The 13,267-nt window shown below is 34.5% G+C and carries 12 protein-coding genes; 2 read left to right on the top strand and 10 right to left on the bottom strand.

Annotated features, from left to right (window positions below):
• Window positions 1-71: 71 nt before the first annotated feature.
• From MQX03_RS15705 to MQX03_RS15685, 5 genes are all read right to left on the bottom strand, one after another.
• Window positions 72-1,445, bottom strand: coding sequence for a glucoamylase family protein (locus MQX03_RS15705; RefSeq protein ID WP_242804185.1), 1,374 nt, complete (start codon window positions 1,443-1,445; stop codon window positions 72-74).
• Between the two features lie 203 nt (window positions 1,446-1,648).
• Window positions 1,649-3,040, bottom strand: a complete 1,392-nt coding sequence (locus MQX03_RS15700) for a glucoamylase family protein (protein WP_242804183.1) — start codon at window positions 3,038-3,040, stop codon at window positions 1,649-1,651.
• A gap of 67 nt (window positions 3,041-3,107) precedes the next feature.
• Window positions 3,108-3,872, bottom strand: coding sequence for a LamG domain-containing protein (locus tag MQX03_RS15695; RefSeq protein ID WP_242804181.1), 765 nt, complete (start codon window positions 3,870-3,872; stop codon window positions 3,108-3,110).
• A gap of 19 nt (window positions 3,873-3,891) precedes the next feature.
• Window positions 3,892-5,313, bottom strand: coding sequence for a RagB/SusD family nutrient uptake outer membrane protein (locus MQX03_RS15690; RefSeq protein ID WP_242804179.1), 1,422 nt, complete (start codon window positions 5,311-5,313; stop codon window positions 3,892-3,894).
• An 11-nt stretch (window positions 5,314-5,324) separates the two neighbouring features.
• A complete protein-coding gene (locus tag MQX03_RS15685; RefSeq protein ID WP_242804177.1) occupies window positions 5,325-8,147 on the bottom strand; it encodes a SusC/RagA family TonB-linked outer membrane protein in 2,823 nt (940 codons plus the stop codon).
• 437 nt (window positions 8,148-8,584) lie between these two features.
• Here MQX03_RS15685 and MQX03_RS15680 point away from each other — a divergent pair, with 437 nt between their 5' ends.
• Together MQX03_RS15680 and MQX03_RS15675 are read left to right on the top strand one after the other, a co-directional pair.
• Complete coding sequence (locus MQX03_RS15680; RefSeq protein ID WP_242804175.1) at window positions 8,585-9,268, top strand: DUF4197 family protein; 684 nt, start codon at window positions 8,585-8,587, stop codon at window positions 9,266-9,268.
• Between the two features lie 38 nt (window positions 9,269-9,306).
• Entirely contained in the window at window positions 9,307-9,612 is a 306-nt protein-coding gene (locus MQX03_RS15675; RefSeq protein ID WP_242804174.1) for a DUF493 family protein, read from the top strand.
• A gap of 57 nt (window positions 9,613-9,669) precedes the next feature.
• On the opposite strand, the gene MQX03_RS15670 is transcribed toward MQX03_RS15675, so the two are convergent.
• From MQX03_RS15670 to MQX03_RS15650, 5 genes are all read right to left on the bottom strand, one after another.
• Complete coding sequence (locus tag MQX03_RS15670; RefSeq protein ID WP_129534255.1) at window positions 9,670-10,020, bottom strand: ArsC/Spx/MgsR family protein; 351 nt, start codon at window positions 10,018-10,020, stop codon at window positions 9,670-9,672.
• Between the two features lie 84 nt (window positions 10,021-10,104).
• Window positions 10,105-10,719: a deoxynucleoside kinase gene (locus MQX03_RS15665; RefSeq protein WP_229984379.1), complete on the bottom strand. Its 615-nt coding sequence runs from the start codon at window positions 10,717-10,719 to the stop codon at window positions 10,105-10,107.
• Window positions 10,720-10,755: 36 nt separating this feature from the next.
• Window positions 10,756-11,661 carry a hypothetical protein gene (locus MQX03_RS15660; RefSeq protein WP_242804172.1) on the bottom strand — a complete coding sequence of 302 codons (906 nt, stop codon included), beginning with the start codon at window positions 11,659-11,661 and terminating at the stop codon, window positions 10,756-10,758.
• A gap of 91 nt (window positions 11,662-11,752) precedes the next feature.
• A complete protein-coding gene (locus MQX03_RS15655) occupies window positions 11,753-12,778 on the bottom strand; it encodes a glutaminyl-peptide cyclotransferase (protein WP_242804170.1) in 1,026 nt (341 codons plus the stop codon).
• Window positions 12,779-12,815: 37 nt separating this feature from the next.
• The gene (locus tag MQX03_RS15650; RefSeq protein WP_242804168.1) at window positions 12,816-13,196 is read right to left on the bottom strand and encodes a VOC family protein; all 381 of its coding nucleotides are present in this window, start codon (window positions 13,194-13,196) and stop codon (window positions 12,816-12,818) included.
• Window positions 13,197-13,267 lie beyond the last annotated feature (71 nt).

The raw sequence follows: 13,267 nt of genomic DNA, 5'->3' as shown, positions 1-13,267 counted from the left end.
GAGTCCCGAAACTTCGGGAGGAGACTGTAACAAAAAAGATATAGCGTATAGCGGGATTAAGCTCCTAAAAACTATTTAATATGATACTTTTCTGATTTGAAACTCAATTTTTTTAATCCCTGCTTGATTTCCGGGGCATTCATAAACAATTTCCATAAAAATCCGGTGCGGTAATTCTCAATCATTGGTGCGATGGTTCCTTGGTCGATTGCCAAATATCGTGGTGTCGTCCAATTGTCATAATGAATCGAAGTAGCATCATAAGGACCTGCAGAACCTATGAACTCTGGTTTTTGTGTATATATAAATTTCAGAAAATCCATTGATTCTTTTGGTGTATATGGAAAACTGCCCAAAGCGGCGGTTGGCGTAATTACCCCATGATCATTTTGTGGAAAATGTGCATTGTAGCCTACTCCACCATCTTTATTTCTTGAATAGCTTGCCGTCAATCCCCAATAGTTCTCGCCATAGCCTTTCCAGTTTTTTGGGTTTTCTACACAATATTTGTAGTCAATAAGTACCTGATTTTTGTTTAAATCGAAATAATTTTTGATTAATTTATCTGATAAATTCGTAGGGTCTAAACCGATGTAAGAATAATGTGCCCAAAATAAGGGACCTCCATATTCTTCGGCTCCGTTGTGCTTTACATACATTGGAAGTCCGTATTTTTCTTTGTCTGAAAGGTAAGTTCCGTTTCTCGTCCAGCCTTTATAATAGGTTTCGGCATCGATGGAGTACGTGGGCGACGAAGCTGCCAGAATGTAGGTAATCAAACATTCATTGTAACCTTGAAGCGGAAAATTCATTTCCCATTGATAGTCGGGTGACCAATGCCAATATAGCACTTTTTCGCCGCCTTTGGTGTACCAGTTCCATTGAATTCCTTTCCAAAGTTCGTCACATTTTTTGGCCAATGCTTTTTCTTCGGCATTTCCGTTTTTGAAGTATTCACGAACCTGAATAATTCCTGTCGTCAGGAAAGCGGTTTCTACTAAATCTCCTCCGTTATCTTTCTTTCCGAATGGAACAGTTTTTCCGGTTTCTCCGTTGATCCAATGCGACCAGGCTCCTTTGTGACGGTCTGCTTTTGCAAGGAAATCCATCATGGTATTTAGCCTTTTTACAGCATCTTTTCGTGAAATAAAACCTCTCTCTACACCCACTAAAATAGTTGCAAGACCAAATCCTGAACCACCCGTTGTGATGACATGCTTATCGTTATCAGGGTAAATATTGTCTTCGTGATAACGCTCTCTTCCCAACATAGAATTGGGCTCTGCGTAATCCCAAAAGTATTTCAAAGCATCTTTCTGAACTTTATCCATCAGCTGCTCATCTGAAATATTACTCTTAACAACTTTGTTTTGAGCGGTCGATGGAGTTGTAGTACAAGAGATTATTGCTAAAGCTATAATTCCTGTAAGTGCTAATTTTTTCATTATTAAATTTTATTTTTGAAAACTTTGTCAAAGATTTTAAACTCTGACAAAGCTGAAATTTAATTCTTTATTTATTTTCTATTCTACATTTTTGAACACAAAGCGCGCAAAGTTTTATTTGAAAAGACCGTTTCAAGTTTCAAAAAGCCGCTCAAACTCATAAAAATAAATATTTTAACTTAGAATTACAAATATTGTCAATGCTAAAATCCGTGTTGTGTAGAATGAAATCCTAATTTTATTAAGCCTTGTTTTACATCTGGAGCGTTCATAAAAAGATTCCACAAAAATTGGTTCTTATGATTCTCAATCATTGGCGAAATTGTTCCTTGATCGATTGCTAAATATCTTGGCGTCACCCAATTGTAATGTACCGAATAAGCATCATAAGGTCCTGCAACACCTACATATTTGCTGTAATTTTCGTTATAAAGAAATCTCAACATATTCATACTTTCTGTCGGTGTATAAGGCATACTTGAAAGTGCTGCTGTCGGTGTGATAACCCCTAAATCATTATTCGGTTGATGTGCAGAATATCCTGTGGAACCATCTGCGTTTCGGGAATAACTTGCCGTAAGACCCCAACTTTTTGCATTATATCCTTGCCATCCTTTTGGATTGGTTACCGAATATTGGTACATTATTTTTGCATGATTCGTCGTTGCATTTCCGTAGTTCACATAATCATCTGTAAGACCTCTTGGATCTAGTCCTAAGAAAGAATAATGTGACCAAAACATCGGCCCCACGCTTCCAACTGCACCATTATGTGCAACAACAAGAGGATTTCCGTAAAGACTTCCTGATGCAGCAACATTTCCGTTGCGTGCCCATCCCTGTGTATAAACGGGCTTGGTTATTGTAAAGGTAGGTGAAGCTGCTGCCATTACATAGGTAATCAAAGTTTCATCAAAACCACGAAGTTCATGATTGATCTCGAAGTTATAATTTGATGACCAATGCCAATGTAAAACATTCTCGCCATTGGTATACCAGCTCCATTCTATTCCCTTGAAAAGGTTGTCAGCTTTTTGTGAAAGCGCAAGTTCCGAAGCATCAGTTGAGTTTTTGAAATATTCTCTTACACAAATTAAGCCCTGGGCAAGAAATGCTGTTTCTACTAAATCTCCGCCATCATCTTTTGGGCTGAAAGGAATAACCTGTCCGTTATTTCCGTTCATCCAATGTGGCCATGCCCCGTGAAATCTGTTGGCATTTTGCAGAAAGTTGAGTGATGTCGTTAATCTTGAAACTGCTTCTGCTTTTGTAACATAACCATTTTTAACACCAACCAAAATTGTCATTAATCCAAAACCAGATCCTCCCGCCGAAACGACGTTAGCATCTTGTCCCGGATTATCGGTATGGTATCTTTCTCTAGCTAGTTTAGAATTGCTTTCGGCGTAATCCCAAAAATATTTTAGAGCATCTTTCTGTACCATCTCTAGGAGCTGGGTGTCAGTGTAGTTGTTTATTGGTGTACTTGGAGTTTCAGAAGTATTTTGATCTGATCCATCTGAATTTGAACAACTTGTCACGATATTGCTTAAGCTGAGAGCGAATAAGAGTATTAAAGATGTTTTTTTGAACATTGAATTTTTTTTAAAGAAAAAAACACTTTATAATATTTTACTATAAAGTGTTTTTTATATAAAGAATCTATTGCATTAAGCTCTGAATCTCAGAAACTGTCAGGACTTTATCAAAAACCCTTAAATCATCCATAAGACTCAGATCAGAATTGTGCCCCCAATAGCTAAATGATGGTGCTCCCGAGCCTACAACCATTGTGCTACTTTTTGAAAAATCAAATGCAGTATAAGAGGCTGTATTTTTCAAGACTCCATCAAAGTAAATTTTTGATTGTGTTGGAGAGATGGTAACTGTAACGTAAACCCAATTTCCATTGACATCTATTTCTGCACCGTCATTCCATGAATCCGCAGTTCCGGTTCCTAAATTCAGTTTTATTCTCTGCTTGGCAGTACCGCCTTCTCTGAAAATTCGTAAACCACCATTTCTATTATCATCGGTATTAATTTCATTATCATTAATGGTGATAATTCCTGATCTGTCTGGTGAAGCGTTTACTTTGTACCAAAAAGCAAAACTGATTCCATTTGAACTGTAAAGACCTTTAACTGGATAAGATATATAAGAATTTGCGGCTCCACTAAAGGAATAGTTACCTTTTTTTGGAATCCCTAAAGTTGTATTTCCTGTTTTCTGAGCTGGTGCACCATTTACAGAATTAAGCAGGTACTTATTTTCGAAGTCAGCATAAAGCTTTTCGCCATCTTTAGGAGTGTAAGTTCCTACATCTGATGGAAAATCCCCCAACTCAGGTCTATCCATATCCTGACAACTCCATATAACAGATGATATAGCAACTGCACCTATTATTTTAAAGATATTTTTTTTCATTTTTTTTTAGAATTAAAAATTAATAATTAGGATTTTGTACTAAAACTCCTCCTGATTGATCAACTGCTGTCTGAGGGAATGGATAATATTTATTTTTATCCTGATAACCTAATGTACCTAAAACGGAAACCGCATCTCCCCAACGTACAAGATCGTAAAATCTTTCACCTTCCATACCAAATTCAACTCTTCTTTCTTGTTTGATCGCAGCTAAAGTAGCAGTAACATTACCCAATCCTGCTCTTGTTCTAATCATATTAAGATAAGTCGTGGCCTTTGCAACATTGCCTGACTGAAGTGCAGCCTCTGAAGCAATTAATAAAACATCTGCATAACGAAGAATTTTAATATTTGTCCAGTGATTTTTATTTTCTCCCTCTAAAGTTCTTCTGCTTGGCACTGTGTAGGCTTTTTTATTCCAATACTTTTGATCTAAGTTAATTGGAAGATTATTACCGAATCCATCATTAGTCCCCTCTTCTAAAATTGTTGCGGCTTTTCTTTTATCACCAGCTTCATAAGCGTTAATCAGATTTGTAGTTGGTACATTAAAACCCCAACCTAAATCCCACGTTCCTGCGCCTCTAATCCCCTGAGATTCCCAATAATTATTACTATAGTTCACACCACCTATTCTTGCAAACTGAATTTCCCATATCGACTCTGTACCGTTATCTGATTCTTCAAAAAACAGCTTATCATAATTAGGATTTAGAGAATAGGCTCCCGAATTAATTACTTCCTCCGCATATTGTAAAGCTTCACTCCAATTTCCTTGATATAGTGCCAGCTTCGCAAGATAAGATTTAGCCATTCCGCTTGTTGCTCTTCCTTCTTGACCTAGCCAACTTACTGGTAACACCGCAGCAGCTGCCAAAAGATCTGCCTTGATTTGGGCATCTACCTGAGCTATTGTTGATTTCGCTTTAATTACATCTTGTGGATTGTTAATTTGATTAGTCACTAAAGGTATTTCACCATAATCCCTTCTTAGGTCAAAAAATAAAAAACCTCTTACTGCCTGAGCCTCTGCCCTATTAATTAAGCTACCATTGTCTGTAAGATTTTGAGATTTAGCAATAATTGCATTACAGTCATAAATTACATTGTAATGTCCTGACCAGTTATCATTTGCTTCCCCTTTCACTTTTGTGTATTGGAAATTATCCATTATGGTTCCCATCTCAGAAGCATCAGTAGCAGAGCTTCCCTTTGCAGCATCATCAGATCTTATACTTTGAAACCAATATCTTGTCCAGTTTGACACTCCCGCCTGTGTTCTTAACTTTGCATACATACCGAACACATCAGCCTGAAGTCCACCTTCTGTAAGATCACCTTCTGTAGACTGTCCTAAAGGTTTCCTGTCTAAAAAGTCGTCACCACAAGAAACGGCACACATTAAGGATAGTGAAACTAATAATATATTTAATTTTTTCATTGAATTTTAATTTAGAATGTTACGTTTACGCCCATAGTTGTTATAATTGGAAGTGGGTAACCTCCATTGTCTACTCCAAACTCAACAGGACTTCCTCCTGCTTCAGGAGTAAATCCTGAGTTATTACCCCAAGTAAATAAGTTTTGAGCATTGATAAAAAGTTTAAGAGATTTAATTTTAAAGTTTTCTAAAACTCCTTTATCAAAACTGTACCCAATCTGTATGTTACGAAGTCTCAAATAGCTTCCGTCCTCAATCATATAAGTCGAATTAAGCTTATTATATCCTGTAGCATCATTAAGTCTAGGTTCCCAATTTGATGTTCCGGCTCCATTCCATCGATCTAATCTTGCAGATCTGTAATTGAACTGAGTAAATGTACTTCCATTACCCCAATTTCTCCAAACTTCATTCCCATATACCCCTTGAAAATCAGCGCTTAAGCTTATTCTTTTATATTCTAAGTTTAAATTAAAAGCATAGGTAAAATCTGGTGTTGGATTTCCGATAATGGTTCTGTCCTGCTCATTAATAACACCATCTCCGTTTACATCTTTATATTTAAGATCTCCTGGAGCATAGTTTCCAAGTGTACTTGGTGTAGAATTTATAATATCAGCATAAGACTGATAAACACCTTCAACCTCATAACCATAGAATGACCCGATTGGAGCCCCTGCACGCGTTATTGATGGACCAGAGAAAAGTTCGTATCCATCCTGATAAACTGATAACACTTTATTTTTCACAGTTGTCAAATTCCCACCAATAGAATATCTGAAATCTTCACCAATTCTGTCATTCCAGTCTAATTTAAATTCAAAACCTTTATTTTCAATTTCTCCCGCATTATCAAAGAAATCCTGAGTATCTGTCTCAACATAAACTAAAAGGTCTTTTGTTCTTTTAGTGTAGTAGTTACCTTCGAAACTCAATCTTTTATTCAAAGTCGAAAATTCTAAGCCCCCTTCATACGTATAAACTTCCTCCCATTTTAAATTAGGATTTGCAACGTAAGCTAAAACTGATGCAGGATAAAACACTTTTGGAACTCCTAAGATTGTTCCACTTCCTGCAACATATCCAGGATAATTTGGATATCTTACCGGAGCATATTCGTTCCCTAATTTACCAGCAGAACCTTTAATTTTCAAATAATCAAAAATATTCTGATCAGCCATAAAGTTTTCTTTAGAAATTTCCCAAGCTGCTCCTACCGCCCAGAAGTTTTGGTATTGATTAGGATTATCATTACTAAAGGCTGAAGAACCATCTCTACGAAAAGATGCATTAAACATGTACTTTCCGCCATAATTATATAACAATCTTCCGAAATAAGAAACGTTAGCCTTATCCCAAGGGAATGTATTTGTTTTTTGTAATGTCGCAGGATCTGCAAAAGAGTTATTTATATACCAGAAACGTTTATCCCAAGGAATTGCCTGACCTTTGGCAGATTGGCTAACCCTAACTTCAAGTTCATTATTCTTCTCATCGATAGTTTCAAAACCAACCATTGCTGTAATATCATGCTTTCCAAATTTATTACTATAAGTAAGCAATTGATTCTGCTGAAGTCTTCTATAATCAGTATTTGATTCTCTTACACTTGTAAGATTGATTCCTGAAAGTCTTGTAGTTGCTCCTGTTTCCGGAACATATATATCGAAAATAGGATTGTATTGTCTTTGTTTATTAAATTCAAAGTTCCCTAAGAAAGTAGTTCTGAACGTAAAATTTTTCAAAAACTTAATTTCTCCATAAATGTTTCCGATCAAATTATGTCTTCTTGAAATCAATGTATTTGCTTTGCCTTGCGTTTCAACTAACAAATTTCCTAACTGAGCTGCACCCATTTCGTTAGGCAACTGATTGTACATTCCAAGTTCTTCATTATAAGGTGAAGCAATCGGCGTAGTATTCAAAGCTGCACCATATCCTAATGTTCTAGGTAAGTTGTATTGTAATGCACTAATGTTAACCCCTACTTTAATATTATCATTGATTTTGAACTCATCATTAATGTTTAAAGTAATTTTTTTCTGCTTTTCACTTTCTATAATTCCTTCTTCATACAGATAACCTAATCCCAAATAGAATTTATTCTTCTCTGAACCGACATTAAAGCTCAGGTTATTGTTTACAATGGCTGCACCGTCATTGGTTATCAGATCAACCCAGTCTGTATTTGAATTAAATACATTATAATATTGATAAGGTGCTAATCCCTGATTAGCTCTTTGCTCATCAAATAAAGTTCTGAACTGTTGCCCATTGGTCATATCAGGCTTATTTCCAAGAAATTTCGCTCCATAAGATGAATTGAAATTAATTGTAGTTCCAGATTTTCCTTTTTTTGTTGTTACAATGATAACACCATTTGCTCCTTTATTACCGAAAATAGCTAAAGAAGAAGCATCTTTTAAGACTTCCATTGATTCAATATCATTTGGATTAACGAAGTCTAAATTATCGGCAAAAATCCCATCAACAACATAGAGAGGTCTGGTATTATATCTACTCACAGTTCCACGAATCCTAACATCTGGAGCTGCTCCCAATTGGCCCTGATTCACTACTGAGAGACCAGCCACTTTACCCTGCAAAGAATTAATAGGATTAGCATTCGGTTTATCTGCAACTTCAGAACCTGAAACTCTAGATATTGATCCCGTAAGATCTCTTTTCTTCGCAGTTCCATATCCAATCATTACAACCTCCTCTATTTTCTGCTCTTTTGGAAGAGAGTCTTGAGGAGTAACCTGCCCGTTGACGTTCATACCGAAGTAGAGAACAGCAATCAGACAAGAATACTTTAAATTAGTTTGTTTCATATAGTTTAATTTTATCTTGTATAAATCAAATGTGTGAAATCGCCTTTTGGTATTATCTTCATTTCGTAAAAGAGGATTTTTTCAAAAATATAAAAAATATCAAATGATGTTAAATTTAGTTAAATAATTTATTAATTAACGCTTAAATTACGAAATATGTTAAAATAAATTAAATTTTAATATATTTTACAACATTATATTTTAATATAAATGAATATTTCATATTGAAGCAAAGCGATTTTCATTGCAAAAAACAACCAAAAAGCACTTCTAATGTCTCATTTTAATACAATCTTAAATTTTGAATTTAAAAATTTATTATTCATGTAATATTGGGAGAATTTTCAAAACTGTAATTATCGTGTGGTAAATTTTTGTTAAACACGCAATTGTCTTTACCTTTGGTGCAGTATTTGACAAGGTTAAAAAAATTGAAAATGAAAAAATATATGATAGCCATTGCATTGGTTTTAGGAACAGGTGCAGTGATCAATACAAGTTTGCAGTCTTGTTCTACTTTGGCAACTTCAGATTTAGGATTAGCAGTGATTAAAAGAGTTTTATTAGGCGGAATTAATAAAGGAATGAATATCTATGGCAACAAAGAAGCATTTCTTCAAAACAATCTGGTTGACAAAGCATTGCCAAAGCAATTACGTGACATCAATACCACTTTAGAAAAAATCGCTCCGGCATTGGTTGCCAAAGAAAGAGAATACATTGCTGATGCTGCAGTTTACACGGTAAATATATCAAGACCAATCCTTGAAAGTGCAGTGAACAGCTTAAATGCTCAGGATGTCACAAGAATTATTCAAGGTGAAAAAGGAACAGCTACTTTAATTTTAAAGGAAAAAACTTCTCAGCAACTCGTTGCAGCAATCGCTCCAAAAGTTGAGCAGGAATTGAATAAATATGGGATTGTGAAAACCATTAACACCGCGTTATCAGGAAGCAATCTTTTAGGTAGTCTTTTAGGCGGCGGAAATAACAACAGTAACGTCAATGCAGGCGGATTGAGTATGTTGGCTTCTGAGCAGATTGTGAACGGATTATTCAACATCATTGAAGATCACGAGAAGCAAAATTCAGCTTCGCTTTTAGGACCTCTTGGAAAATAAATAAATTTTCGTTATATTTATATAAATAAGTAGAAATAATGGACATACTACAAGGAAATCAGCACGCAAATCCTGAAGAATTTTACATATCATTAAAAGAAAAACTAGAAGGTCACCACGATTTTCCTGAAGATTATCTTTTTAAATTTATTATTCCCACGGATGATGCAAAGCTTACAGAAATATACAAAGTTTTTGATGGTATCAAATTTACTTTGGGTAACCGTGAAAGCAAAAATGGCAAGTACACAGCCTGCAATATCAACGCATTTGTTTTGGATGCAGATCAGGTAGTAAGAATTTATAAAGAAGTCGCCAGAATAGAAGATGTTATCTTATTATAAAACAAGAAAGTCAGCAATCGCTGACTTTTTTTATGACTAATAGTTAATATACATAGATTATTGCTCAATAAAAAATTTCACATTCTCCACCGGTCTTCCGAGCATCGCAACAGAACCTTTAATGAGAATCGGCCTTTGTATTAGAGATGGATTTTCTGACAAAATCTGCAGCCATTCATCCTCTGTGAAATCTTTTCCTGCGTATTTTTCCAGATATAACTTTTCTTCTTTTCTGATGATGTGAGAAACATTTTCATTCAGTTTTTTCAAAACCGTTTTGAGTTCCAAAACACTAAGCGGATCTTCTATAATGTTGATGATTTCAAACGGAACTCCGTTTTCGTCCAAATACTCAAGTACGGCATTTGATTTTGAGCAATTTCCGTTATGAAGAACTTTTACCAACATTTTTATTTAATTTAAATCTTTCAGGTGTAAAACAAATTTAGCACCAAAAAAGACAAGTAATTGTTATTTAATATGAATTTAAGGTTAAAATAAACCGTTCAATTCTGTTTCTATTTTTTCTAAAATCAATCCGAAATCTTCGGGCTTTTCTACAAAATCAAGATCATCAACTTCTATGATAAGCAATTTGCCTTCGGTGTAATTTGTAATCCATTTTTCGTATTTCTGATTCAGTTTAGAAAGATATTCAATACTGATTGAGGCTTCATATTCTCTTCCTCGCTTGTAAATTTTCTTTACTAAGTTTGGCACATCAGATTTCAGATAAATCAACAAATCTGGAGCCGAAACAAAGGTTTTCATCAAATCAAAAAGAGATGAATAGTTTTTATAATCTCTGTCTGACAAAAGCTTCATATCGTTCAGGTTTTCTGCAAAAATATGGGCATCTTCATAAATTGTACGATCCTGAATAATATTTTTCCCGCTGTCTCTTATTTCTTTTACCTGACGGAATCTGCTTCCCAAAAAATAAACCTGAAGTGCAAAACTCCACTTGCTCATATCTGCGTAAAAATCTTCCAAATAAGGATTGTGGTCTACATCCTCAAACTGCGCATCCCAGCCATAATGCTTTGCCAACATCGTCGTCAGCGTAGTCTTTCCTGCTCCAATATTTCCTGTAACTGCAATGTGCATATTCCTTCTTCTATTTATTTTTAAACTTTATCTTCTTTAAAACCCCAATTCCTGAATTTCTTCTAAAAGTTTCAGCATATCTGGTTGTTCAGATTGCTCTTTCATTAATTCATCCACTGTTTTTTCCGTATCGTTTTTCGGAGTTTCAGGAGCTGTTTGTTTTTTAGAATCCTTTTGGTTTTCCAAGTTGTAAAGATAAAGTTTGTTGCCTTTGATTTCAAAATAAGCGAGCGAATTTTTTTCCACAATTTGCACATCGGGATCTTCGAATATTTTGACCAATTCTTTATCCGGAATATATTTAAAAACAGAACTTTTAGCCACAATTAAAATAAACTCGTTTTCCCTTCTCAATCTTTTGCCGTTTTCAACAGGAGCTTCATAAAGTTTTTCAAATTTTAAATTATAAATTCTGAATTGATTTTTCGTTAAAATATAGACCTTGTTTTCGTACACCAAAAGATCAATCAGATCATCAAAACTGGCATCAAAAGGATATGAATTGATGGTTGTATCATTTCTGAAATTATATTGAAGAAGCCGTTTTGTGCTTTCATCCAGCAGCCAAATCTGTTGTAGATCTTCTGCGTAAGCATGTTTGATAAAGGTAAATTTCTGTTTGAAGTCTATTTTTTGAATTTCATTTAAATTCTGATCGACAAATTTCATTTCCTGAGCATTTTCAGAAAAAAGGGCGATACTCAAAGGGTTTTGAACACCCTGAACTCTGAATGGGACTGTAAACATCAATTTACCAAGCTGTTTACCAACAGAATCGTATTTTGTGAAACTAAAATCTTTGTTTTTGTAGAGATAAATATTTCCGTAATCATCAGCGAATAAATCTCGTACTTCTTTGATTCTGAGTGTATCAAAAGGAAGAACTCTCTGTGCAGAAAATGTACAGAAAATGAAGATGAATAAGGCTGTGAATATTTTCAAAAAAACTTTTTTACCAACGATAGCGCTCCAGAGGAACGCTACCAATTTACATACTTTATTTTATTTAAAAGAAATTGAGAATAATTTAAAATTATTTAATCTCAACTTCATAAATTTTCGGCCAGTTTTTACCTGTAATCACCATATTATCTCCTTTAAAAGCAATTCCGTTTAATACATTTTCTGTATTAGCTTTTGTGTACTGATCGGCAATTTGAGAAAAATCAAATTTACCAACCACTTCACCGTTTGCGGGATTGATTTTAAGAATAATATTTTTATGCCATACATTTGAGTAGATGAATCCTTTATGATACTCAAGTTCGTTAATCTGATCATAAACCTCAGAATTTCCGGCTACAGAAATAAATTTTTCCATTTTTGAGGGATCATTTGGATTTAGGAAATATATGTTTTTTGTACCATCTGAAACTATCAGATATTTTCCATCAGTCGTCATTCCCCAACCTTCACCAATTACATTTGGATAAGCAAATTCGCTGATCAGTTCAAAAGAGTTTTTATCATAAATAAAACCCTTTTTATCTCTATAAGTCAGCTGATATATTTTATTTCCAAGACTTGAAATTCCTTCAGAAAAAACATTATCCGGTTGTTTCGCTTCTTTTATAACCGCTTCACTTCCTAGATCATATTTCATAAATTTTGAAGCACCTTCCTGCCCTACACTTTCATAGACCGTATTCCCTTCCATATAGAACCCTTCTGTGAAACTTTTAGGATCGTGAGGATATTCTGCGACCAAAGTATAACTCATCTTCATTTCAGGATTTTTCGCAAAAACATTGATAGTTGCATCCTGCGTCAAAACCTCACCACCTTTTGTTTTGATGTTAAAAGTGACCGCATTATCTCCGAGGGTAAAATATTTAGAATCTACCACCAGACTTGAAGTTTCTTTGTCTCCAAAACTGATGCTGATGGTTTCTGCGTTATCTAAAACTTCTTTTGGAAGATCAAGTTTATCACCAAAATGATATCCTTTCGCCTCCATCGAGTTGTTATAATCTACTAATGAATTCAGTATCTCCTTATCTTTGTTACAAGATACGAACAGTAAAAGTGCTGCGAAGCCTGTAATTATTTTATTTTTCATTCTAATTTCTAAAATATTTCTCCAAAAATAGCAAAATTTATTCCTCTTTACTAATTTCGTCGACAGCTTGCCCAAATTGTAATATATATCCGTTGTTATCAAAGATTGCAAACTCACGCATTCCCCATTCAAAAGTTTCTATTTTATAGCAAATTTTTGTGATTGTATTCAAATCTTTCCAAAGTTCATCTACATCATCAATATTAAAATAAAAAGAACCTGAAAAGCATATATTATTGGCATTTCCATGTTCATTAGGTAAAGTGAGCATGATCTGCACTTTGTTTTTCATCAAAAAAGCCCAATGCGCTTCGATGTTGGCATCAACGAGCGAAAAACCCAAAATATGAGTATAAAATCCGATAGATTCCTCCAAATTTTTGGTCCAAATAACAGGCATCAGAGAATGAAATTTCATATTTAAATCATTATATTTTTTTTAGGCAATAAGTTATTACCTTATTTCATTTGTGTTATCAATCAAAGTAA

Origin of the sequence: Chryseobacterium aahli (assembly GCF_022699665.1) — a bacterium.
Taxonomy (GTDB): domain Bacteria; phylum Bacteroidota; class Bacteroidia; order Flavobacteriales; family Weeksellaceae; genus Chryseobacterium; species Chryseobacterium aahli.
The sequence above is the reverse complement of the archived record's forward strand: the minus strand, read 5'-3'. Positions and strand labels throughout refer to the sequence as shown.